This window comes from Variovorax sp. PMC12 (assembly GCF_003019815.1).
Lineage (GTDB): Bacteria > Pseudomonadota > Gammaproteobacteria > Burkholderiales > Burkholderiaceae_C > Variovorax.
On record NZ_CP027773.1, the window covers coordinates 2,974,703 to 2,997,781 of the forward strand.

Here is a 23,079-nt window from a genome sequence, read left to right on the forward strand (position 1 = left end):
CCTTGTGTGCAATCGAGGGGAAACCCCAATGGATACCCTCCGTTGTCACACGACTGTCATAAAAGGCAAAGGAGTGCTAGCTATAGTTCTCGGTCCCTGCCTACCGAGGAACCACTCCCCATGAATGCCATCAAGGTCGCTCGCCGATTCATAGAAACGGACCCGGCCAACGAATCGGCCAAGATTCTGGCCCAGCTCGTGTTGGCGCTCGAGTCCGAACGCAGCTTCGAACTGATCACGCTCTACAACCTCGACTACAAGAGCTTCCAGCTTGCCATGGACATCCTGAAGGAATGGCGGCTCGACCGCTATTACGCCAGCAAGTCCAAGCTGTTCGACCTGTCCCTGCAGGTCAGCGAACTCGAAAAAGCCAGCGCTACGCCCACGCCCGAAGCCTGAACGGCCCCTGAGGCCCGTTCGCGTTTTCTCCTTCTCCCCGCTTCTTCACTTCCCCCAGCGCAGCACCATCGGATCGAGCCGCCTCGCGGTCTCGATCAGTCCGGTGCGCGTGTCGGGGTGCATCGGCGGCAGCGGATGACGCGGCGCTTCGCATGCGATCACGCCGCCCTCCTTCATCAGCGACTTGCAGGCCAGCAGGCCGGCTTGCCGGTTCTCGTAGTTGATCAGCGGCAGCCACTGCTGGTAGAGCGCGAAAGCCTTGTCGCGGTCGCCTGAACGGTGCGCCTCGATGATCGGCCTGATGCCGTCCGGATAGCCGCCACCGGTCATCGAACCGGTCGCTCCCGCGTCGAGGTCGGGCATCAGCGTGATGGCTTCTTCGCCGTCCCACGGCCCTTCGATGGCGTCGCCGCCAAGGCGGATCAGCTCGCGCAGCTTCGACGCCGCGCCGGCCGTCTCGATCTTGAAGTACGCGACCTGCTCGATCTCCTTCGCCATGCGCGCCAGGAACGGCGCCGACAGCACCGTGCCGCTGGCCGGCGCGTCCTGGATCATGATCGGAATGCCCACCGCGTCCGACAGCCGCGCATAGAACTCGAAGATCTGCGGCTCGGGCACGCGGAAAGTCGCGCCGTGGTAGGGCGGCATCACCATCAGCATTGCAGCGCCCATGTCCTGCGCGCGGCGGCTGCGCTCGGCGCATACCTTGGTGCTGTAGTGCGTGGTGGTCACGATCACAGGAACGCGGCCCTTCACATGTTCGAGGATCGCGCGCGTGAGCACCTCGCGCTCCTCGTCGGACAGCACGAACTGCTCCGAGAAATTCGCGAGGATGCACAGGCCGTCCGAGCCCGCGTCGATCATGAAGTCGACACAGCGCTTCTGGCTCTCGATGTCGAGCGCGCCCTGTTCGGTGAAGGTGGTGGGCACCACCGGGAAAATGCCGCGGTATCTGGGGGTCATGCTGGTGTGTGAGTCAGTGTGAATGGCGGGGAACGGCGGCGCCGCGGCAGCCGACCAGGAAATCGAAGTCGCAGCCCTCGTCGGCCTGCAGCACGTGGTTGACGTAGAGCTTCTGGTAGCCGCCACCGCGCGTGCTCATCGGCTGCGCGTCCGAAGCGGACAACGAAGCCAGGCGCGACGCCAGCTCCTCGTCGCTGATGTCCAGATGCAGCCGCCCCGCGTCGCAGTCGAGCTCGATCCAGTCGCCGTCGCGCACCGCCGCCAGCGGGCCGCCATCGGCCGCCTCGGGCGCCACATGCAGCACCACCGTGCCGTACGCCGTGCCGCTCATGCGCGCATCCGAGATGCGCACCATGTCCTTCACGCCCTGGCGCAGCAGCTTGGGCGGCAGGCCCATGTTGCCCACCTCGGCCATGCCGGGATAGCCCTTGGGCCCGCAGTTCTTCAGCACCATCACCGAGCTCGCGTCGATGTCCAGGTCTTCGTCGACGATGCGCGCCTTGTAGTGCTCCAGGTTCTCGAACACCACCGCCTTGCCGCGATGCTTCAGCAGCTCGGGCGTGGCGGCCGATGGCTTCAGCACCGCGCCGCGCGGCGACAGATTGCCGCGCAGTATGCGGATGCCGCCATCGGCGATGAGCGGCTTGTCGAGCGGGCGGATCACCTCGTCGTCGAGGCTCGGTGCCTCGCGCACGTTGTCCCAGATCGACTGGCCGTTGACGGTGAGCGCATCCGGATGCGGCAGCAGGCCGGCTTCGCCAAGCCTGCGCAGCACGGCGGGGAGCCCGCCGGCGTAATAGAACTCCTCCATCAGGAAGCGCCCCGAAGGCATCAGGTCGACGATGGTCGGCGTGTGGCTGCCGATGCGCGTCCAGTCTTCCAGCTCCAGCTCGACGCCGATGCGACCCGCGATCGCCTTCAGGTGGATCACCGCATTGGTCGACCCGCCGATGGCCGCGTTCACGCGGATGGCGTTCTCGAAGGCCTCGCGCGTGAGGATCTTCGACAGCGTGAGCCCCTCCTTCGCCATCTCGACCGCGCGCATGCCCGACATCTGCGCGAGCACGTAGCGCCGCGCATCCACCGCCGGAATGGCCGCGTTGTGCGGCAGCGAGGTGCCCAGCGCCTCGGCCATGCAGGCCATGGTCGAGGCCGTGCCCATGGTGTTGCAGGTGCCCGCCGAGCGCGACATGCCACCTTCGGCCGAGAGGAACTGGTGCAGGTTGATCTCGCCCGCCTTCAGCGATTCGTGCAGCTGCCATACGGCCGTGCCCGAGCCGATGTTCTTGCCGTCGAGCTTGCCGTTGAGCATCGGCCCGCCCGTGACCACGATGGCCGGTATGTCGCAGCTCGCCGCGCCCATCAGCAGCGCGGGCGTGGTCTTGTCGCAGCCCGTGAGCAGCACCACCGCATCGACCGGGTTGCCGCGGATGGCCTCTTCCACGTCCATGCTCGCGAGGTTGCGCGTGAGCATGGCGGTGGGCCGCAGGTTCGATTCGCCGTTGGAGAACACCGGAAACTCCACCGGAAAACCACCCGCCTCGGAGATGCCGCGCTTCACGTGCTCGGCGATCTTGCGGAAGTGCGCGTTGCACGGCGTGAGCTCCGACCACGTGTTGCAGATGCCGATGATCGGCCGGCCGTCGAACTCGTGGTCGGGAATGCCCTGGTTCTTCATCCAGCTTCGGTACATGAAGCCGTTCTTGTCGGCCGAGCCGAACCATTCGGTCGAACGAAGTTTCTTTGTCATGGGTTGAATCAGCGCCGTGGAGCGCGCGAGGTAAAGAAGCGTTGCAGCAAACAGAAGACGAACAGCAGCGCGCCGACCACGATGCGGGTCCACCACGAGCTCAGCGTGCCGTCGAAGGAAATCAGCGTCTGGATGATCCCGAGCATCAGCACGCCGAACAGCGTGCCCGCCACGTAGCCCACGCCGCCCGTGAGCAGCGTGCCGCCGATCACCACCGCCGCGATGGCATCGAGCTCCAGCCCCACCGCATGCAGGCCGTAGCCCGAGAGCATGTAGAACGTGAAGATCACGCCCGCCAGCGCCGAGCAGAAACCCGAGAGCGTGTACACGCCGATGAGCGTGCGGCGCACCGGCAGGCCCATCAGCATGGCCGAATGCTCGCTGCCGCCGATGGCGTACACCGCGCGGCCGAAGGGCGTGCAATGCGCGATGAAGATCGCCGCCAGCAGCACCGCCACCGCGATCACCGCGCTGATCGACACCGAGGCCTCGCCCCAGACCGGAATGCGGATCTGCGAGACCTCCGAATAGAAAGCGTTGGTGATGCTGATCGAGTCGATGCTGATGAGGTAGCACAGCCCGCGCGCCAGGAACATGCCCGCCAGCGTGACGATGAAGGGCTGCAGCCGGTAGCGTTCGATCAGCAGCCCCATGAAGGCGCCGAAGGCCGTGCCCATCACCAGCACCAGCGGAATCACCACGCCGGGGCTCCAGCCGTGTTTTTCTACCAGCGAGGCCGACACCATGGTGGTCAACGCGATCACCGAGCCCACCGACAGGTCGATGCCGCCCGAGAGGATCACGAAGGTCATGCCCACCGCCACGACGATGAGGAAGGCGTTGTCGATCAGCAGGTTGAGGAACACCTGCGCCGAAAAGAACCCGTCGTAGAAGACCGAACCCAGCGTGGCCACCAGCACGAACAGCGAGATGGTCGCCGCCAGCGGCAGGTACTTGGGGTTGAGCCCCTTCCTGCTTCCTTTCCCGCGCGCGGGAGAAGCGGGAGAAGGTTGCGGCGAGGGGGTCACGTCGATCACCGCGCTCATGACCGCGCTCCTTCATGCGCGGGCCGCTGCACCAGCGACCGCACTTGCGCCCTGAACTCCGGCGACTGCAGCAGCATCACCGCGAACACCACGCCCGCCTTCACCACCAGGTTGATCTCCGGCGGCACGCCCAGCGAATAGATCGCATAAGTCAGCGTCTGGATGATCAGCGCGCCGATCACGCTGCCCACGAGGCTGAAGCGCCCGCCGGTCAGCGCCGTGCCGCCCAGCGTCACCGCCAGGATCGCATCGAGCTCGATCAGCTGCCCCGCGTTGTTGCCGTCCGCGCTCTTCACGTTGGAGCTGATCAGCAGGCCCGCCACGCCGGCGCAGGCACCGCAGAACGCATAGGCCCCGACGATCAGGCGCCGCGCCTGCACGCCCGCCACCCGCGCCGCCGTCGGGTTGATGCCCACCGCCTGGATGAACAGCCCGAGCGCGGTGCGCGTGATGGCCAGGTACAGCAGCACGAACACCGCAGCCGCGATGAACAGCGAGAACGGCAGCCCCAGCAGGTAGCCGCTGCCCAGGAAGAAGAAGGGCTTGTAGTAGATCGTGATGATCTGTCCGTCGGCAATGAGCTGCGCGATGCCGCGCCCCGCCACCATGAGGATCAGCGTCGCGATGATCGGCTGCATGCCGACCTTGGCGACCAGCAGGCCGTTCCACAGCCCGCACAACAGCGCGATGCCGATGGCCGCGACGATGGCGAGCGACATGGGAAAGCGGCTCAGGTCGCTGGCCACCGAGCCGCCGATCATCCAGGCCGCGAGCGCCGCGGCGATGGCCACCACCGCGCCCACCGAGATGTCGATGCCGCGCGTGGCGATGACCAGCGTCATGCCGAGCGACACCAGCACCAGCGGCGCCGCGCGGTTCAGGATGTCGATCAGGCTGCCGTACAGGTGCCCATCGCGCCATTCGAGGTGCAGGAAGCTGGCATTGAAAGCCGTGTTCACCGCGAGCAGGAGCACGAGGGTGACGATGGGCCAGGCCAGGCGATGGCTCATGAGAGATGAAAGGCGGTTCATGTGTTCTGCCTTGCTCCTTCCCCTTGCGGGGGAAGGCTGGGATGGGGGCATGCGGCGTCGAACGCCGCGCGAAGGTGGAGGCCGCCTGCCCCCACCCCTGCCCTCTGCCGGAAGGGGAGGGAGAAAGAAAGGAGATGCATCATGCGGCGGCAATCATTTCGTAGACCTCGTCCTCGGTCGCCCCACCCGGCAGCTCCCCCACCTTCTTGCGGTCCCGCAGCACCATGATGCGATGCGCCACGCGCACCACCTCGCTCATCTCCGACGAAATGAAGATCACCGCCATGCCCGCCTTCGCGAGCCGCAGGATCTCTTCCATGATCTCCTGCTTGGCCGCCACGTCGATGCCGCGTGTCGGCTCGTCGAGTATCAGGAGCCGCGGCTCGGTCGCGAGCCAGCGCGCGATCATGGCCTTCTGCTGGTTGCCGCCCGAGAGCAGCCCGATGGGCGTCTCCACGCTCGCCGTCTTGATGCCCAGCGACTTGACGAAACGCTGCGCCATCTCGGTCTGCTCCGCATGCGACAGGAAGCGCCGCGTGCCCAGCCGTGCCTGCAGGGCGAGCGCGATGTTCTCGCGCACCGACAGCTCCGCAACGATGCCGTCGGTCTTGCGCTCCTCGGGGCACAGGGCGAGGCCTTCGCGGATCGCATCGGCCGGGTTCGAGAAACTGACGGAACGGCCATCGACCTTCAGCACGCCACGGTCGGGCGACTCCAGCCCGAACAGCAGCCGCGCGAGCTCCGTGCGGCCCGCGCCCAGCAGGCCGGCGATGCCGACGACCTCGCCTGCACGCACGCGCAAGTCCGTCGCCTGCAGTTGACCGGCCTGGCCCAGCCCCTCGGCCTGCAGCAATGCAGGCGCGGCTTCGTCGAACGCGGGCAACGCCGCGGGCCGTGCCGACTGCGCCGCCAGTTCGCGCCCCAGCATCGCGGCAATCAGCGCCTGCGGCCCCAGGTCGGCCGCCTTCCACTCGCCGATCCAGCTGCCGTTGCGCAGCACCGTGATGCGGTCGGACACCGCATACATCTGGTTGAGGAAGTGCGTGACGAAGACGATCGCCAGCCCCTCGCCGCGCAAGCGCCGCAGCACCTCGAACAGCTTCTCGACCTCGTCGTCGTCCAGGCTCGAGGTCGGCTCGTCGAGGATCAGCACCTTCGACGACACGCCCAGCGCCCGCGCAATGGCCACCATCTGCTGCACCGCCACCGAGTAGCTCGACAGCAGCCGCGTCACGTCGATGTCCAGGCCGATGCGCGCCAGCAGTTCTTCGGCGCGCCGGTTGACGCTGGCCCAGTCGATGCGAAAGCCCTGCGCCACGCCGCAGCGCGGATAGCGACCGGCGAACACGTTCTCCGCCACCGACAGGTTCGGGCACAGGTTCACCTCCTGGTAGACCGTGCTGATGCCCAGCTTCTGCGCCTCCAGCGGCGAATGCGGGTGAATCGGCTGGCCGTCGAGGAATATCTGGCCGCCGCTCGATGGCAGCACACCCGTCAGCACCTTGATCAGCGTCGACTTGCCCGCGCCGTTCTGTCCCATCAGCGCATGGATCTCGCCCGGGTACAAGCGCAGCTGCACGTCGCGCAGCACCGGGATGCCGCCGAACTGCTTGTGGATGCCCTTGAGCTCCAGCACGGGCGAGGGAGTGTCGTCGTCAGCCATGCGAAGCCGTCACTTGTTCTTGTTGTAGACGTCGATGAACACCGCCGCCAGCAGCACCAGGCCCTTGATGACCTGCTGGTAGTCGATGCCGATGCCCAGGATCGACATGCCGTTGTTCATCACGCCCATGATGAAGGCGCCGATCACCGCGCCCATCACCCGGCCCACGCCGCCCGAAGCCGAGGCGCCGCCGATGAAGCAGGCCGCGATCACGTCCAGCTCGAAGCCCAGGCCCGCCTTGGGCGTGGCCGTGTTGAGCCGCGCCGCGAACACCAGGCCCGCCAGCGCCGCCAGCGCGCCCATGTTCACGAAGGTGAGGAACGCGAGCCGCTGCGTCTTGACGCCCGACAGCCGCGCCGCCTTCTCGTTGCCGCCCAGCGCATAGATGCGCCGGCCGATGGTGGTGCGGTTGGTGACGAAGTCGTACACCACGATCAGCACCGCCATCACGATCAGCACGTTCGGCAGGCCCTTGTAAGTGGAGAGCAGGTAGCTGAAGAACAGGATGATGGCCGCGAAGAACAGGTTCTTCACCAGGAAGAAGGCATACGGCTCCTGCTCCATGCCATGCGCCGCCAGCTTTGCGCGGCCCCGCAGCTTGAAGAACACCAGTGCCACGGCGGCCAGCGCGCCCACGATGAGCGACGTGAGGCGCAGCGTGTCGCCGCCCAGCGGATCGGGAATGAAGCCCGAGCTGAGCCGCTGGAACGCCACCGGAAACGGCCCCACCGACTGCCCCGCCAGCAGGGCCAGCGTGAGCCCCTTGAACACCAGCATGCCCGCCAGCGTGACGATGAACGACGGGATCTTGCGGAACGCGACGAACCAGCCCTGCGCCGCGCCGATGACGGCGCCCGCGAGAATGCTCACGATGGCCGTCGGCACGAAGTGCCATTCGTATTCCACCATCAGCACCGCCGCCAGCGCGCCGATGAAGCCGCACACGGAGCCCACCGAAAGATCGATGTGCCCCGCCACGATCACCAGCAGCATGCCCAGCGCCATGATGACCACGTAGCTGTTCTGCAGCAGCAGGTTGGTGAGGTTGAGCGGGCGCAGCAAGGTGCCGTCGGTCAGCACCTGGAACAGCACCATGATCGCGACCAGCGAGATCAGCATGCCGTATTCGCGCAGGTTGTTCTTCAGGAAGCCTGCATGCAGCCTGGCCGCCCCTTCCTGCACCGGCACCGCCGGCTTCATCGCGTTGACTTCAGGCTGCGACATGGACGGAACTCCCCGCGCTGACGATGGCATGCATAATGCGTTCCTGCGAAGCCTCGGCCGCGGTGAACTCGGCCACGAAGCGGCCCTCGTTCATCACGTAGATGCGGTCGCACATGCCGAGCAGTTCCGGCAGTTCAGAAGAAATCATGAGAATGCCTTTGCCCTCGCTCGCGAGCTGGTCGATGATGGTGTAGATCTCGTACTTGGCGCCCACGTCGATGCCGCGCGTGGGTTCGTCCAGGATCAGCAGTTCGGGTTTGGTGAAGAGCCACTTGCTCAAGACCACCTTCTGCTGGTTGCCGCCCGACAGGTTGACCACCAGCTGCTCCACGCCGGAGCAGCGGATGTTGAGTGCCTTGCGGTATTCGTTGGCCACCTTGAATTCGCGGCCGGTGTCTATCACCGCCGAATCGGCCACCGCCTCCAGGTTGGCCAGGCTGATGTTCCTGCGGATGTCTTCCTCCAGCACCAGCCCCAGCCCCTTGCGGTCTTCGGTGACGTAGGCGATGCCGTGGTCGATGGCCTTGCGCACCGTGCTCACGTCCACCGGCTTGCCGTGCATGAACACCAAGCCGCTGATGCGCTGGCCGTAGGACTTGCCGAACACGCTCATGGCCAGCTCGGTGCGGCCCGCGCCCATGAGGCCCGCGATGCCGACGATCTCGCCCTGTCGCACGTTCAGGCTCACGCCCTTGATCTGTTCGCGGTCGGCGTGCAGCGCATGGTGCACGCGCCAGTCGCGCACCTCGAACACGGTCTCGCCGATCTTCGGCGCGCGCTGCGGATAGCGATGCGCCATGTCGCGCCCCACCATGCCGCGGATGATGCGGTCCTCGCTGATCGGCTGCGCGCGGCAGTCCATGGTCTCGACCGTCGCGCCGTCGCGCAGCACGGTGATCGAGTCGGCCACCTTGGCGATCTCGTTGAGCTTGTGCGAGATCAGGATCGACGCGATGCCCTGGCGCTTGAGTTCCAGCAGCAGCATCAGCAGCGCGTCGCTGTCGCGCTCGTTGAGGCTGGCGGTGGGCTCGTCGAGGATCAGCAGCTTCACTTCCTTGGCCAGCGCCTTGGCAATTTCCACCAGCTGCTGCTTGCCCACGCCCAAGTCGGTCACCAGCGTGGTCGGCGGCTCCTGCAGGCCCACCTTGGCGAGCAGCTCGCGCGTCTTCGCATAGGCGGCGAACCAGTCGATCACGCCGCCGCGCGTGATCTCGTTGCCCAGGAAGATGTTCTCGGCAATCGACAGCAGCGGCACCAGCGCCAGTTCCTGGTGGATGATGATGATGCCGAGCTTCTCGCTGTCGGCAATGCCCCGGAAGCGGCGCACCTCGCCCTCGAAGCGGATCTCGCCCTCGTAGGAGTCGCACGGGTAGACGCCGCTGAGCACCTTCATGAGCGTCGACTTGCCCGCGCCGTTCTCTCCCACCACGGCATGGATCTCCCCGGCGCGCACGCCGAGGTTGACGTTGCTCAGCGCCTTCACGCCGGGAAACGTCTTGGTGATGCCGCGCATCTCCAGGATGGCGCCGGCATCGGCGAGGCTGCCTTCGGTGCTCACTTGATCTGGCTTTCCTTGTAGTAGCCGCTGTCGACCAGCACCTGCTTCCAGTTCGACGCATCCACGCTCACCGGCTTGAGCAGGTAGGAGGGCACCACCTTGATGCCGTTGTTGTAGGTCTTGGTGTCGTTCACCTCGGGCGTCTTGCCCGAGAGCATCGCGTCCACCATCGACACCGTCACCTTGGCCAGCTCGCGCGTGTCCTTGAACACGGTCGAGGTCTGTTCCTTGCGCAGGATCGACTTGATGGAAGGCACCTCGGCGTCCTGCCCCGACACGACGGGCATCGGCTGCGAGCCCGAGCCGTAGCCCACGCCCTTGAGCGACGACAGGATGCCGATGGAAAGGCCGTCGTACGGCGACAGCACCGCATCCACCCGGTCCTTGGTGTAGTAGGCCGACAGCAGGTTGTCCATGCGCGCCTGCGCCACCGCGCCGTCCCAGCGCAGCGTGCCGACCTTGTCCATGCCCATCTGCTTGCTGCGCACCACCAGCTTGCCGCTCTTGATGTACGGGTCGAGCACCGACATCGCGCCGTTGTAGAAGAAGAAGGCGTTGTTGTCGTCGGGCGAGCCGCCGAACAGCTCGATGTTGAACGGCCCCTTGCCGCTCTTCAGGCCCAGCGCCGCCTCGATCGACTGCGCCTGCAGCACGCCGACCTGGAAGTTGTCGAAGGTGGCGTAGTAGTCGACGTTCTTCGAGCCCTTGATGAGCCGGTCGTACGCAATGACCTTCACGCCCTTGTCGGCCGCCTTCTGCAGCACGTCGGACAGCGTGGTGCCGTCGATGGCCGCGATGACCAGCACCTTGGAGCCCTTGGTCACCATGTTCTCGATCTGCGCGAGCTGGTTGGGAATGTCGTCGTCGGCGTACTGCAGGTCGGTCTTGTAGCCCTTGTCCTTGAAGTACTTGACCATGTTGGCGCCGTCGGCGATCCAGCGCGCCGACGACTTGGTGGGCATCGAGATCGCGATCAGGCCCTTGTCCTGCGCGCTGGCCAGCGGCGAGAAGCCGACGATGGCGAACGCGATGCCCGCGAGCGATGCCTTGAGGAATTTTCGTTTCATGTCGGGGTGTCCTCAGTACTTGCGGTTGGGGAATTCTTTGGCGGCGACTTCCATGGGGAAGATGCTTTCGACGGTCACGATGCGCTTGGGCAGCGTCTTGCCGTCCTTGATGTCCTTCACCGCCTGCATGAGCTGCGGGCCGAGCAGCGGGCTGCACTCCACCGACACGTTGAGCTTGCCGGCGATCATGGCCTCGAAGGCGCCCTTCACCCCGTCGATGGAAATGATGACGATGTCCTTCGCGGGCTTCAGGCCTGCCTCTTCGATGGCCTGGATCGCACCGATGGCCATGTCGTCGTTGTGCGCGAACAGCACATTGATCTTCTTGCCGTCGGCCTTCAGGAAGGCTTCCATCACCTCCTTGCCCTTGGCGCGGGTGAAGTCGCCGGTCTGCGAGCGGATGATCTTGAACTTCGGGTCGGCCTTGATGATTTCCTCGAAGCCCTTCTTGCGGTCGATGGCCGGGGCCGAGCCCACGGTACCCTGAAGCTCGACGATGTTCACGTCGCCCTTCTGGTCCTTCATCTTATCGACCAGCCAGCGGCCGGCCTTGCGGCCTTCCTCGACGAAGTCGGAACCCATGAAGGTCACGTAGAACGAGTCGTCCTTGGTGTTGACGGAGCGGTCGGTCAGCACCACCGGAATCTTGGCGGCCTTGGCCTCGCGCAGCACGGTTTCCCAGCCCGACTCGACCACCGGCGAAAAGGCGATCACGTCGACCTTCTGCGCAATGTAGGAGCGGATGGCCTTGATCTGGTTCTCCTGCTTCTGCTGCGCGTCGGAGAACTTCAGCTCGATGCCGGCGTCCTTGGCGGACGACTTGATCGACTCGGTGTTGGCGGTGCGCCATTCGCTTTCGGCGCCCACCTGCGCGAAGCCCAGCACGAGCTTCTTCTGCGCGAAGACGGACACGGGCAGCATGCTGCCCAGGGCTGCGGCGGCGAGCGCGGTGTTGAGGGTGCGGCGATTCATGGTCATGGGATGTCTCCTTCTCGATGTCGTGAGGACTTGCAGTTGACTGTTGGTAGTAGTGATGAACGAAACCCCGTCAGGTCAGGCCAGCATGTAGCCGGTCTTCACCGTCGTGTAGAACTCCGCGGCGTGGCGCCCTTGTTCGCGCGGCCCGTAGCCCGACCCCTTGCGGCCGCCGAAGGGCACGTGGAAGTCCACCCCCGCGGTCGGCAAATTGACCATCGTCATGCCGACCACGGCATGGCGCCTGAAATGCATGGCGTGCTTCAGCGAATTGGTGCAGATGCCCGCGCACAGGCCGAAGGGCGTGTCGTTGCACAGCGCCAGCGCCTCGTCGTAGTCGTCGGCGCGCAGCACGCAGGCCAGCGGCCCGAAGACTTCCTCGCGCGCGATCCGGTGCGAAGGCTTCGCCAGGAACAGCGCGGGGCTCATGTAGTGGCCGCGGGTGGCACGCTCCAGCGCCTCGCCGCCCCACACATGCTCGGCGCCTTCCTCGCGCGCGATGCCGACCCACGCGAGGTTCTGCGCCAGGCGCTCCTCGTCGGCCACCGGGCCGATGTCGATGCCGCGTTCCAGCGCATGGCCGATCTTCAGCGCCTTGAGGCGCTGCCGCAGCTTTGCCACGAAGGCGTCGTGCACCGGGGCTTCGACGATGAGCCGGCTCGACGCGGTGCAGCGCTGGCCGGCGGAAAAATACGCGCCCTGCACCGCGCAGTCGACGGCGCGGTCGAGGTCGGCATCGGCCAGCACCACCAGCGCGTTCTTGCCGCCGGTTTCCAGCTGCACCTTCGCGCGCCTCGCGGCGGCGGTCTGCAGGATGCGCTCGCCGTTGGCCACCGAGCCGGTGAAGCTCAGCGCATCGACCAGCGCGCTGTCGACCAGCGCCTGCCCCACCTCGCGGCCGCTGCCCATCACAAGATTGAATGCGCCGGCCGGCAGGGCGGCGCGGCTGATGATCTCGGCCAGCACCCAGCCGCAGGCCGGCACCAGCTCGGCCGGCTTGAACACCACGCTGTTGCCATGGGCCAGCGCGGGCGCGATCTTCCAGGCGGGAATGACGAAGGGCGAGTTCCACGGCGTGATGAGCCCGACCACGCCCACCGGTTCGCGCGTGACGTCGACCTGCACGCCCGCGCGCACAGAGGCCACGTTCTCTCCGCCGCCGCCGCCCGCACCGCCACGGATGGCCTCGCCGGCGAAGAACTTGAAGATCTGGCCGGCGCGGGCCACTTCGGCCACGGCCTCGGGCAGCGTCTTGCCTTCCTCGCGCGCCAGCAGCAGGCCCAGTTCGTCCTTGCGCGCCAGCAGCTCGGCGCCGATGCGGTCGAGCACGTCGGCGCGCCGCTGCGGCGTGCTGTGGCTCCAGTGCGGAAGGGCCTCGGTGGCGGCGCGAATGGCCGCTTCGGCCTGGCGGCGGTCGGCACGTGCGTACTCGGCCACCACTTCGCTGGTGTCCGACGGATTGGCGCTCACACCGGTGGTCGCGCTGGTTTCCCAGCGGCCATTGATGTATTGCCGCACGTGCAGATGAATCTCGCCGTGAATCACCGTGGCGTCGACCTTGTCTCTGTTGTTCTTGAATTGGAGGGCAGTCTAAGAACAGAATCGATATCGATCCAATCGTTTTTTACGCAAAATGCATATCAATCGCTGGATTCTGGAAAACCCGATCAGTCCTTGGTCTTAAGAAAATGACGAACTACAACCACTGGTTCATCCGCGCCCGGCTCAAGACGCGGCAACTGCTGCTGCTCGTGGCGCTGGCCGAGGAAGGCAACATCCACCGCGCGGCGCAGGTGCTCAACATGACGCAGCCGGCCGCCTCCAAGCTGCTGAAGGACCTGGAAGACGTGCTGGAGGTGCCGCTGTTCGACCGCCTGCCGCGCGGCATGCGCCCGACCTGGTACGGCGAGACCATGATCCGCCACGCCCGCGTCGCGCTCGCCAGCCTGAACCAGGCGCACGACGAACTCACCGCGCTGAAGGCCGGGCGCTTCGGCCAGGTGAGCGTGGGCGCCATCACCGCGCCGGGGCTCACGCTGCTGCCGCCGGCCGTGGCCATGGTCAAGCGCGAGCAGCCCGACCTGCGGGTGTCGCTGGAGATAGAAACCAGCCCGGTGCTGATCGAGCGGCTCGAGCAGGGCAAGCTCGACATCCTGGTGGCGCGCCTGTTCGCCGAGCACGACAAGGCCCAGCTGCGCTACGAGGCCTTGAGCGAAGAACCGGTGTGCGCGCTGGTGCGGCCGGGCCATCCGCTGCTGGGCGTGAGCGGCCTCACGCTGCGCGACGTGGTGAGCGCCGGCTGGATCGTGCCGCCCGCTGGCAGCGTGCTGCGCCACCGCTTCGAGCTGATGTTCCAGGAAGAAGGCCTGGCGCCGCCGACCAACACCATCGAGAGCCCCGCCCTGCTCTTCATCACGCGCATGCTGCAGCAGAGCGACATGGTGGCGGTGCTGGCGACCGACGTGGCGCGCTACTACGCGTCGCACGGCATCGTGTCGCTGCTGCCGCTGAACATGCCCTGCCACATGGACGCCTTCGGCATCATCACGCGCACCGACCGGCTGCTGTCGCCGGCAGCCAGGGTGATGATGAAGGCGCTGAAGACCGCGAGCCTCAGCGTGTACGGCCGCAAATTCGAGATCGACTGACGGCCGATGGCCGCCGCGGCTTCAGGTCCAGCCGGCGTCCACGGTGAACTCTTGCGCAGTGCACATCTTCGCGTCATCGGATGCGAGGAACAGCACCATGCGCGCGATGTCTTCCGGCATCAGCTTGTCGGGCAGGCACTGGTTGCGGTGCAAGGCCTTCTCGCCTTCCTCGTCGAGCCACAGCTTCACCTGCCGCTCGGTCATCACCCAGCCGGGCGACACGGTGTTGATGCGGATGCGGTCGCGGCCCAGGTCCACCGCCAGCCCGCGCGTGAGGCCGTTCACCGACGACTTGGCGATCGCATAGCAGGGGTAGCCCGAGCCCTTGGTCTGCCAGCCGGTGGAGCCCAGGTTCACCACCGAGCCGAAGCCCAGCCGCTTCATGCCCGGCACCACCGACTGGATCGCGAACAGCGCCGGCCGCTCGTTGATGGCCATACGGTTGTCGTAGTAGTCGGGCGTGACCGATTCGAGCGTGTGGCGGTCGTCGCTCGCCACGTTGTTGACCAGCACCGCGAAGTCGCCGAGTTCGCCCGCCGCATCGGCAATGGCCTGCTGCAGCGCGGCGATGTCGCGCACGTCGCAGGTGCGCCACCACGGCGCCGCATGGCCGGCCGCCACGATCTGCCGCGCGAGTTCCGCGCTGGCGCTCTCGGCGATGTCGACGAAGGCCACGCGCGCGCCCTGCGCCGCGAACGCAGAGACGATGGCCGCGCCGATGCCGCTGCCGCCGCCGGTGACGAACACCGTGCGGTCCTTCAGGCTCGGATGAATGGAAAGCTGAGGGGAATTCAAGAAATGGTCTCCAGATGCCCGGCAACTGACATTGCAATATGAATATCAATCGATGCCAGTATTTTTGATTTCAGTTATCAATATGCCTTGATACGATCCGCCGCGTCAAGAAGACATGACACCGAGCAACGGAAACAACAAATGAACAAGCACGAGACAAACACCTCTTCCTCCTACTCCCCGCCGGTCGTCGAAGGCCCGCCCGAATGCATCTGGCCCGCGGGCGCCAACCTCGGCGAAGGCACGATGTGGTCGCAGCGCGAGCAGGCGCTCTACTGGATCGACATCCTCACGCCGCGGCTTTTTCGCCTGGACCCCGCCACCGGCGCGCAACGCACCTGGACCTTCGACGAGGAGATCACCGCCATCGCCGAGCGCGCCTCGGCGCCGGGCCTCTTCATCACGCTGCGGCGCGGCTTCGCGCTGTTCGACACCACCGTGCCCGGCGAAGAGGCGAAGCCGCGCTACCTGCACCAGCCCGAGACCGAGCGCACCGGCAACCGCTTCAACGACGGCAAGTGCGACGCGCGCGGCCGCTTCTGGGCCGGCAGCATGGACTTCGACTGCAAGGCACCCACCGGCGCGCTCTACCGCTACGACGCCGACGGCCGCTGCACCCGGCACGACGACGGCTTCGAGGTGACCAACGGGCCGACATGGTCGGGCGACGGCCGCACCATGTACTTCAACAACACGGTGCTCAACAAGCTCTACGCCTACGACTTCGACATGGAAGCCGGCAGCGTGTCGAACCGTCGCGAGTGGCACCGCTTCCCCAAGCCCGACGGCCTGCCGGACGGCATGACCACCGACGCCGCCGGGCGCCTGTGGATCGCGCACTGGGGCGGCGCCTGCGTCACCTGCCACGACCCGGTGAGCGCGGCCGAGTTGTGCCGCATCGCCATACCCGCGAGCCACGTCACCGACTGCGCCTTCGGCGACGCCGACCTGCGCACGCTCTACATCACGACCGCGCGCAACAGCCTCACGCCCGAGCAGCAGGCCGCCGAGCCGCTGGCCGGAGGCCTTTTCAAGGTGCGCATCGGCAGCCCCGGCGTGCCGGCGGCGCTTTTCGCGGGCTGAGCCTCGCTGCTTCAGCCGATGCCGAACCGGTGCTCGGTCGCGCTGCGGAACACCTCGGACGGTCGCATCACCGTGGACGGAAAGTCCGGCCGGTTCGGCGAATCCGGGAAGTGCTGCGTTTCCAGGCACAGCCCGTCGCCCTGCCGCAGGCTCGCGCCGCCGCTGCCCAGCAGGGTGCCGTCGAGGAAGTTGCCCGAATAGAACTGCACGCCGGGCTCGCTGGTGTGCACTTCCATCACGCGGCCCGACGCCTCGTGCGCGAGCCGCGCCGCCAGCGCCAGCCCCTGGTGCGCGGGGCTCCGGTCCAGCACCCAGTTGTGGTCGTAGCCGTGCGCCAGCAGCAGCTGCTCATGGCCCTGGCGGATGCGCTCGCCGATGAGCGTGCCGGCGCGAAAGTCGAACGGCGTGCCGGCCACGTCGGCCAGGCCGGTCGGTATGAGCGTGGCATCGACCGGGCAATAGCGGCTCGCCGGCAGCGTGAGCCGGTGGTCCATGACCGAGCCGCCGGCATTTCCTGCAAGGTTGAAGTAGTCGTGATGGCTCAGGTTCAGCACCGTGGGCCGGTCGGCCAGCGCGCTGTAGTCGATGCGCCAGGTGTTCGCCGTCGCGCTCAAGGTGTAGCGCACCGTGGCGCGCAGTTCGCCGGGGTAGCCCTCTTCGCCGTCTGGGCTGGTGTAGCGCAGCTCGATGGCGATGTCGCCGCCGGCTTCTTGCGCCGTCAGCGGCACGATGTCCCAGAAGCGCGTGCCGAAGCCCTTCGCGCCGCCGTGCAGCGAGTTGGGGCCGTCGTTCAGCACGAGTTGCCGAGCCACGCCGTCGAGCGTGAAGCGCCCCGCCGCGATGCGGTTCGCGAAGCGGCCGACGATGGTGCCGAAGTGCGGATGCGGCTTCAGGTATTCCTCTAGCGACGGCAGCCCCAGCACGATGTTCGCGGCCTGCCCGTGCCGGTCGGGCACGCGCAGCGCGGTGACGATGCCGCCGAGGTTGATGGCACTCAGGCTCAGGCCCCGGCCGTTGTCGAGCGTGTATTCGGTCACGGCGCGGCCGTCGGGCATGCGGCCGTAGGCGCGCGAGGTGATGGAGCTGCTCATGGAGGTGTGCGTTCTGGAAGCTGGGGAAACAGCGCCTCGCGCGCGCACAGCGAGGCGGTGCGCAGTCCGATGCGGTCGGTGAGGTCGTGATATTCGGGCGGCTCGGCCGCGTGCGTGCGAATTTCCACGCGGTGCCCGGCCTTGCCCACCGCGTCGGCAAAGCGCTGCTGCAGCGCGAAGGGCGTGTTGCGGTCGTCGCGGTTGCCGATCAGCACGATGCGCCGCGCCGGGTCGCGCGCGATGCCGCCCACATGGTCGAGCGGGTCGTAGAACTGCGCGCTGCCGGTGGTGTCGGTGCGCCCGCCGTTCGAGCGGCCCAGCAGCGTCGCGCGCTCCAGCAGCCCGAAGGCGCCCGATGTCAGCACCGCACAGGCCACGCGCGTGCGCCCCAGCGTGAGCAGCGCGGCGCCCGCAGTGGCGCCGCCGCTGTGGCCGAGGATGACGATGCGCTGCAGCTTGTGGCGCTGCATCAGCGCGTCGAGCGCGGCGTCCAGCGCATGGAACTCCACCAGCTCGCGGCGCTTGCGGTGGTCGCCCGACGAGCCGTAGGTGCCCGGCCGCGCGACGAAGACCCAGGGCACGCCGGCGCGGTCGCGGCTGCGCTGCGCGTCGAGCGTGCGCAGCGGCTCGGTGTTGCCGGGAATGCGCGTGGGCGCCTGGTCCATCACGCTGTCGCGGTCGCCCGAGAACTGCACGATGGCGATGCGCGCGCCGTCGATGTCGTCGCTCGCGAAGTAGCGGATGCACGCCGGCCCCTCCACCGGCTGCACCCACAGGTAGCCGGCACGGTCGGGGCAGCTCGCGCGGTCGGCGGGCTGGTTCCAGTGCAGCACCTCGTCGTTGCCGGCGGCAAAGGGGCGCGGCACGTCGGGGCCGGTGCGCTGCGCACAGGCAGCCTGCGCCAGCGCGCACAGCACGACGAAGGCGCCGCGGGCGTGCCGCCGCATGAAGCCGAGCATGCTCATAGCTTGCGCAGCAGCACGGGCACCTCGCCGAAGTCGGACCCGATGCGGTCGCCCTTCACCAGCACCAGGTCGCCGTCGCGCAGGAAGGCGCCCAGGTAGCCCGCGAGCTGCGCCGCGTCGTCGAAGTGCGGGCCGAGCAGTTCGGCCGGCACTTCCTCGCGCAGCCAGCGCATCTCGTCGCCGTGCGTCACCACATGCGCGATGCCCGACTGCAGCAGCGGCGCGGCCAGGCTGCGGTGCATGGCCTCGGCGTCCTTGTCGAGGTTGATGATGCGGCCCAGCACGCCGATCTTGCGCACGACCGGGCCCTGCGCTGCGTGCTGGAAGCCGCGCACGAACTCCATGGCATTGCGCATCGACAGGACCTCGGCATTCCAGCTGTCGTCGATCAGCGTGGCCTGCACGCCGGCCTGCGTGCGCAGCGGATGCACCTGCATCACCGAGGCCGGCAGGCGTACATGCGGCATGCGCGCGCAGGCGGCTTCGGCGTCGAAGCCCATGGCCACCAGGGCCGCGAAGGCCAGCGCCGAATTGCGCACCAGCCCCGCGCTGTGCAGCGGGAACGAATACGCCACGGTGCGCCCCGCCATCGCGATGCGCACGCGGCAGCCGCCGCCGGGCTCGGGCTGCGTGTCGATGATGCGGATGTTGGCGTCGGGCCCCGGGCCCACCACCCAGATCGCGCCGGCCGTTCGCGCCGCCGCCTGCACCACCTGCTGCAGGCAGGCGATGTGGTCGGGCACGATGGCCACGCCGCCGGGCTCCAGGCCCAGGAAGATGCGCGACTTGTATTCGGCCGTGAGCTCCAGCGTCGAGGCCTGCCGGGTCTGCGACAGCCCGATCTCGGTGATGACGGCCACGTGCGGCCGCGCCACCAGCGATATGGGGCCGCGCTCCATCCACAGGCCGCTCTGCGCCATTTCGAGGATGCACACGTCGGCGTCTGCCGCCAGGTTGGCCAGCATGGCCGGCACGCCGACGCGCGAGTTGTAGTTGTCGATGGTGGTGTGCACGCGCGCGCGTTCGGGCAGCAGGTCGCGCAGCATGGCGATGGTGGACGACTTGCCCACCGTGCCGGTCACGCCCACCAGCAGGCCCTTGTAGCGCGCCCGCGCGGCGGCGCCCAGCGCGAGCATCGCGGCAATCGGGTCGTCCACCTTCAGCAGCGGGAAGGCCGCGTCCAGCCCCTCGACCTCGTGCGCGACCACGGCGCCGGCCAGCGCGTGCTGCAGCCTGGGGAGTTCGAGGTGGCGGTCCCAGTTGTCGGTACGCGGCTTGCTGTAGCTCTCGTGCACTGCGAGCGTGCGGTAATCGGAAGCCACGAAGAGCGACGGCGCCGGCAGCATCGACATGTGAGTGGGCCCGCGCACCACCGAGTTCACGAACCAGCCCGGCGGCGGTTCCACCAGCCAGCGGCCGCCCGTGACCTGCTGCAGCTGCGCGGCGGTCCACACCGGCGCGGGCTCGTTGCCCTCGCCCAGGCGGTCTGCAGCCAGCACGGGCGCGGGGCGCTCGGGCAGCGGCACAGGAAGTTCCGGCACGCGCAGGCCGCACCACACAGGCAGGCGCCGTGCGCTCGAGATTTCTGGCGGCAGGCCGGGCAGGCTGCCGCGCAGGCGCACCTCGATCTGCAGCACGTCGCTTTCGAGCAGTCCGGCGCGCGGCGGGCGCAGGCCGTAGCGGTCGCGGTAGATGCGCCCGGGCTCCCAGCGGCTGGTGGGCCACATCCAGTCGCAGGGGTCGTGGTCCATGCCCTCGCCCCAAGGCGGCATCGTGCGGCTGCGCATCGGCAGCGCGCGGAACTGCAGCCGCAGGTCGGCCGCCACGGGCTCGTCGGCGCACCAGAAAGACTCGACCCACAGCATGCGCCGCCCGGCGATCTGCCGGGGCGCGATGCGCAGCCCCAGCAGGCGCAGCGGGCCGAACTGCAGCGGCTTGATGTGTGCGTCGAACGGCACCGCATCGACCAGCCATTCGGGGCGCGGCGCGCGCACCGGGCCGACGACCGGCGCGGGCCGCGCGGGCCGCGAGGGCGGCGCCTCGGCCGCGGCCGGGTCGGCCTGGAACACTGGGCGCTGCGGCGGCGACAGCCGCAGCGTGCAGCGGCCATCCCGCGCCACCGCCAGTTCCGTGCCGAGCGCGCGGCATTGCGCCGCGAAGCGCGCGCCGAGCGCCTCGGCCTCCGCGCCCGCCAGTTGGCGCGAGAAGCCGTAGCCGACGCCGACCGGCGTGAACACCACCGCCTCCACGCCGTGCAGGCCCAGCGCCAGCGTGAACACGCCCGAATCGCCGAGGTCGTTGCGCACGGAGTCGAACAGCAGGTCGCCCGCGTCATGCAGGATCGGCCGGCCGCGATAGACCTCGATGCCCTGCAGCACATGCGCCGAAGTGCCGAGCACCGCGTCGGCGCCCGCATCGACGATGGCATGGCCGACGGCGATCTCGGCCGCCGAAGGCTCGGTCTCCAGGTTGGCGCCCCAGTGCACCGCCACCAGCACCACGTCGGACTCGCGGCGCGCGGCTTCGATGCGCGGTGCGAGCTCGGCGGTCCATGCGGCGGGGTCGTCGAGCGGCAGCCAGGCGGCGCCCGCGCGTTCGGCGGTGGCGGCAAAGCGCGGCTGCGTGGCGTCGAGTGAGAACAGCGCCACGCGCACGCCGCCCGCACTGCGGAACGCGGGGCGCAACGCGGCCTCCAGCGTGCGGCCGGTGCCGGCATGGGCGATGCCGGCGGCGTCGAGGTGCGCCCGCTGCTCCAGCAGCGCCTCGGCGCCGTAGTCGCCGCTGTGGTTGTTGGCGGTGGCGACCATGCCGATGCCGGCCTCGGTCAGCACCGCGAGCATCTCGGGCCGCGCGCGGTAGTAGTACGGCCCGGCCTCGCCCTTGTCCACGCCCTGCTCTCCCGTGGTGGCGACCACGCATTCGAGGTTGACGATGCGCAGGTCGGCATCGCGCAGCGCGGCGATGTCGCCGAGCATCCTGCGCGCGCCGCCCAGCTCGTGCATGCGGAAATGCTGGCGCCGCCCCAGGTTCACGTCACCGCTCCATGCAACCGTGCCGGCGCGCCGCCCTTGCTGCAGGCCCTCGCTCGCCTTCAGCATGCGGTGATAGGCCACGTAGCCCGACAGGTAGTGCTCCACGTCGTCGATGCGCACCCGGAAGCTGTGGTGCTTGATGAAGAACGAGCCCGCGATGCGGTCGGGGTTGCGGAAGAACATCGCCAGCTCGGGCCAGAAGTGGCCGTTGGCGAGGTAGCGCGCGCGGTAGGCCAGCGCGCGGTCGAACTTGTCGCGGTCGAGTTCGGCCAGCAGCGGGCGCAGGGCCGGGTCGGCTTCGAGCCGCAGCACCATGTCGCGCGCGGCCATCATCAGCTCGAGCAGCGTGGGGAAGGTGGTGATGCGCTCGAGCACGAAGTCCAGGTAGCCCGCCACGTTGCGCAGGCCGAACTGGTAGTAGCGCGTCTCGGGCCGGTAGCGGGTGAGCTCGTTGACGCAGTAGCTCAGCCAGTGGTCGTGCGCGCGCCAGTGCTCGGCCGCGATGAAATGCTCGAAGGCTTTCTCGACCACCGCGAGCCAGCGCGCGTCGCGCGTGAGGCCGTACAGCCGCATGAGGCCGAACGCGGCCTCGCCGTCGTAGTAGATGACGCGAAACTTGTCCTTCACGTCGAGCGCGGGCGCATTCAGCACGTGCACGAAGCTGCCGGTCTCCGCGTCCTGCATGTGGCGGATGCCGAGCGCGAGCTGCTCCAGCAGCGGCAGGAACTGCCTGTCGCCCGTGAGCTCCGTGTACTTGACCAGCGCGAGCAGGCACACGGCGCTGCCGCCGAGCTTGATCTCGTTGCCGATGTCCAGCAGGTAGGCGGCGCGCGTGCCGTCGGGGAGCACAGCCGGGCGGATCAGCGTGCCCGTGAGGAAGCCGATCGAGCGGTCGATGGACGCTTTCAGCATGTCGTCGCGCGTGAGCTCCCAGGCCTCGAGCATGGCGTAGGTCGAGCTTGCGTGGCGCAGCGTGTTGTAGGTGGGAATGAGGCGGTCGAAGCAGGGAAACCAGCCGTAGTCGAACTCGCCCGTGGGCTTGACCTGGGCGGCGAGGTAGGTGCTGGCGTCTTCGATGAGCGTGCGGATCTGCGGCGCGTTCCAGTCGGTGAGGGTGCGAAAGCCCGCCGCCTGCCCTTCGGCGGTGATGGGCCATGCGCCCTTGGCGTCGACGTACACGGCGCGGGTGGTGAAGCACCAGACGGGCGCTTCGTCGTCCGCCGGAAAGTCGATCTCGCGGCCGAAGCGGCGTTTGCTGAGCAGGTGCAGGTTGCCGGGGTTGGGCTCGGCATGGTCGACGTCGCCGTTGTAGAGCACCGCGCCGCCGTGCATTTCCTGCGCGAGCAGGGCAATCTCGAAGCGTGCGTCGAAGGCGATGCCTTCGTTGAAGTAGTTGCGCTTGGTTTGCGCCAACTTCGCCTTGAGCTCGCGCCAGCGCATGGGGGCGACTTTGTCGACGACTTCGGCGCGCAGGCGTTGCGGCGGGTTTTCGCCGCGGGCGGCCTGCACTGCGATGGCTTCGGCGGCGGCTTGCCATGCGGCCTCGACGTCGGCGCCACGGCCGGATGCCACGCGGGCGCGGCTGCTGCCTTCGCCGGTGGCGAAGAACACGACGCATCCGGCCTCCGGGGTGGCGGGGTTCGCTACGGGCAGCATGCCCGCCGGGTCCGCCAGGGCTTGCCTGGCTCGGTTCAACAGATCGGCGAGGGGATTCGGATCGATGTTCATGCAGCGGCGAATGATGACAGGGCGTCGCGCGGCTTGCCATCCCGTCAATCCATGGGATTGG

At 67.9% G+C, this 23,079-nt stretch carries 17 protein-coding genes; 3 read left to right on the top strand and 14 right to left on the bottom strand.

Annotation, left to right across the window (positions count from 1 at the left end):
- Positions 1-120: 120 nt before the first annotated feature.
- A complete protein-coding gene (locus C4F17_RS13925) occupies positions 121-399 on the top strand; it encodes a hypothetical protein (RefSeq protein WP_081268548.1) in 279 nt (92 codons plus the stop codon).
- Between the two features lie 45 nt (positions 400-444).
- Here the strand turns inward: C4F17_RS13925 and C4F17_RS13930 are convergent, their stop codons facing one another.
- The 10 genes from C4F17_RS13930 to C4F17_RS13975 all read right to left on the bottom strand — a co-directional run bounded on the left by C4F17_RS13930 (position 445) and on the right by C4F17_RS13975 (position 13,221).
- The gene (locus tag C4F17_RS13930) at positions 445-1,362 is read right to left on the bottom strand and encodes a dihydrodipicolinate synthase family protein (protein WP_081268549.1); all 918 of its coding nucleotides are present in this window, start codon (positions 1,360-1,362) and stop codon (positions 445-447) included.
- A 13-nt stretch (positions 1,363-1,375) separates the two neighbouring features.
- Complete coding sequence (locus tag C4F17_RS13935) at positions 1,376-3,112, bottom strand: IlvD/Edd family dehydratase (protein WP_106935622.1); 1,737 nt, start codon at positions 3,110-3,112, stop codon at positions 1,376-1,378.
- A gap of 8 nt (positions 3,113-3,120) precedes the next feature.
- Positions 3,121-4,158 (bottom strand): galactofuranose ABC transporter, permease protein YjfF, encoded by a 1,038-nt coding sequence (yjfF, locus tag C4F17_RS13940; protein ID WP_106935623.1) that lies wholly within the window; start codon positions 4,156-4,158, stop codon positions 3,121-3,123.
- Complete coding sequence (locus C4F17_RS13945) at positions 4,155-5,189, bottom strand: ABC transporter permease (RefSeq protein ID WP_106935624.1); 1,035 nt, start codon at positions 5,187-5,189, stop codon at positions 4,155-4,157. The genes yjfF and C4F17_RS13945 overlap by 4 nt, the downstream gene beginning before the upstream one ends.
- Positions 5,190-5,328: 139 nt before the next feature.
- Entirely contained in the window at positions 5,329-6,852 is a 1,524-nt protein-coding gene (locus C4F17_RS13950) for a sugar ABC transporter ATP-binding protein (RefSeq protein WP_106935625.1), read from the bottom strand.
- A gap of 9 nt (positions 6,853-6,861) precedes the next feature.
- A complete protein-coding gene (mmsB, locus tag C4F17_RS13955; RefSeq protein ID WP_106935626.1) occupies positions 6,862-8,076 on the bottom strand; it encodes a multiple monosaccharide ABC transporter permease in 1,215 nt (404 codons plus the stop codon).
- On the bottom strand, positions 8,063-9,589 hold the full coding sequence (mmsA, locus tag C4F17_RS13960; RefSeq protein WP_106937550.1) for a multiple monosaccharide ABC transporter ATP-binding protein: 1,527 nt from the start codon (positions 9,587-9,589) through the stop codon (positions 8,063-8,065). Before mmsA ends, mmsB begins: the two co-directional genes overlap by 14 nt.
- Positions 9,590-9,630: 41 nt before the next feature.
- On the bottom strand, positions 9,631-10,701 hold the full coding sequence (chvE, locus tag C4F17_RS13965; RefSeq protein ID WP_081268555.1) for a multiple monosaccharide ABC transporter substrate-binding protein: 1,071 nt from the start codon (positions 10,699-10,701) through the stop codon (positions 9,631-9,633).
- A 12-nt stretch (positions 10,702-10,713) separates the two neighbouring features.
- Positions 10,714-11,679: an ABC transporter substrate-binding protein gene (locus C4F17_RS13970; protein WP_106935627.1), complete on the bottom strand. Its 966-nt coding sequence runs from the start codon at positions 11,677-11,679 to the stop codon at positions 10,714-10,716.
- Positions 11,680-11,754: 75 nt separating this feature from the next.
- On the bottom strand, positions 11,755-13,221 hold the full coding sequence (locus C4F17_RS13975; protein ID WP_106935628.1) for an aldehyde dehydrogenase family protein: 1,467 nt from the start codon (positions 13,219-13,221) through the stop codon (positions 11,755-11,757).
- Between the two features lie 143 nt (positions 13,222-13,364).
- Here C4F17_RS13975 and C4F17_RS13980 point away from each other — a divergent pair, with 143 nt between their 5' ends.
- Positions 13,365-14,324 (top strand): LysR family transcriptional regulator, encoded by a 960-nt coding sequence (locus C4F17_RS13980; RefSeq protein WP_081268558.1) that lies wholly within the window; start codon positions 13,365-13,367, stop codon positions 14,322-14,324.
- Between the two features lie 21 nt (positions 14,325-14,345).
- Here C4F17_RS13980 and C4F17_RS13985 read toward each other — a convergent pair whose 3' ends face one another.
- Complete coding sequence (locus C4F17_RS13985; RefSeq protein WP_081268559.1) at positions 14,346-15,119, bottom strand: SDR family NAD(P)-dependent oxidoreductase; 774 nt, start codon at positions 15,117-15,119, stop codon at positions 14,346-14,348.
- Positions 15,120-15,260: 141 nt separating this feature from the next.
- On the opposite strand from C4F17_RS13985, the gene C4F17_RS13990 reads away from it, so the two are divergent.
- A complete protein-coding gene (locus C4F17_RS13990) occupies positions 15,261-16,202 on the top strand; it encodes an SMP-30/gluconolactonase/LRE family protein (RefSeq protein ID WP_106935629.1) in 942 nt (313 codons plus the stop codon).
- Between the two features lie 11 nt (positions 16,203-16,213).
- Here the strand turns inward: C4F17_RS13990 and C4F17_RS13995 are convergent, their stop codons facing one another.
- The 3 genes from C4F17_RS13995 to C4F17_RS14005 are packed head-to-tail and all read right to left on the bottom strand — an operon-like array spanning position 16,214 to position 23,018.
- Positions 16,214-17,293: an aldose epimerase family protein gene (locus C4F17_RS13995; RefSeq protein ID WP_106935630.1), complete on the bottom strand. Its 1,080-nt coding sequence runs from the start codon at positions 17,291-17,293 to the stop codon at positions 16,214-16,216.
- Positions 17,290-18,258 (bottom strand): alpha/beta hydrolase family protein, encoded by a 969-nt coding sequence (locus tag C4F17_RS14000; RefSeq protein ID WP_106935631.1) that lies wholly within the window; start codon positions 18,256-18,258, stop codon positions 17,290-17,292. Before C4F17_RS14000 ends, C4F17_RS13995 begins: the two co-directional genes overlap by 4 nt.
- A complete protein-coding gene (locus C4F17_RS14005; protein ID WP_106935632.1) occupies positions 18,255-23,018 on the bottom strand; it encodes a CapA family protein in 4,764 nt (1,587 codons plus the stop codon). The genes C4F17_RS14000 and C4F17_RS14005 overlap by 4 nt, the downstream gene beginning before the upstream one ends.
- Positions 23,019-23,079: the final 61 nt, after the last annotated feature.

Coding starts and splice junctions, on each gene's coding strand:
- C4F17_RS13925 (WP_081268548.1), top strand. CDS start 121: ATGAATGCCATCAAGGTCGCTCGCCGATTCATAGAAACGGACCCGGCC.
- C4F17_RS13930 (WP_081268549.1), bottom strand. CDS start 1,362: ATGACCCCCAGATACCGCGGCATTTTCCCGGTGGTGCCCACCACCTTC.
- C4F17_RS13935 (WP_106935622.1), bottom strand. CDS start 3,112: ATGACAAAGAAACTTCGTTCGACCGAATGGTTCGGCTCGGCCGACAAG.
- yjfF (WP_106935623.1), bottom strand. CDS start 4,158: ATGAGCGCGGTGATCGACGTGACCCCCTCGCCGCAACCTTCTCCCGCT.
- C4F17_RS13945 (WP_106935624.1), bottom strand. CDS start 5,189: ATGAACCGCCTTTCATCTCTCATGAGCCATCGCCTGGCCTGGCCCATC.
- C4F17_RS13950 (WP_106935625.1), bottom strand. CDS start 6,852: ATGGCTGACGACGACACTCCCTCGCCCGTGCTGGAGCTCAAGGGCATC.
- mmsB (WP_106935626.1), bottom strand. CDS start 8,076: ATGTCGCAGCCTGAAGTCAACGCGATGAAGCCGGCGGTGCCGGTGCAG.
- mmsA (WP_106937550.1), bottom strand. CDS start 9,589: ATGCGCGGCATCACCAAGACGTTTCCCGGCGTGAAGGCGCTGAGCAAC.
- chvE (WP_081268555.1), bottom strand. CDS start 10,701: ATGAAACGAAAATTCCTCAAGGCATCGCTCGCGGGCATCGCGTTCGCC.
- C4F17_RS13970 (WP_106935627.1), bottom strand. CDS start 11,679: ATGACCATGAATCGCCGCACCCTCAACACCGCGCTCGCCGCCGCAGCC.
- C4F17_RS13980 (WP_081268558.1), top strand. CDS start 13,365: ATGACGAACTACAACCACTGGTTCATCCGCGCCCGGCTCAAGACGCGG.
- C4F17_RS13990 (WP_106935629.1), top strand. CDS start 15,261: ATGAACAAGCACGAGACAAACACCTCTTCCTCCTACTCCCCGCCGGTC.
- C4F17_RS13995 (WP_106935630.1), bottom strand. CDS start 17,293: ATGAGCAGCTCCATCACCTCGCGCGCCTACGGCCGCATGCCCGACGGC.
- C4F17_RS14000 (WP_106935631.1), bottom strand. CDS start 18,258: ATGAGCATGCTCGGCTTCATGCGGCGGCACGCCCGCGGCGCCTTCGTC.
- C4F17_RS14005 (WP_106935632.1), bottom strand. CDS start 23,018: ATGAACATCGATCCGAATCCCCTCGCCGATCTGTTGAACCGAGCCAGG.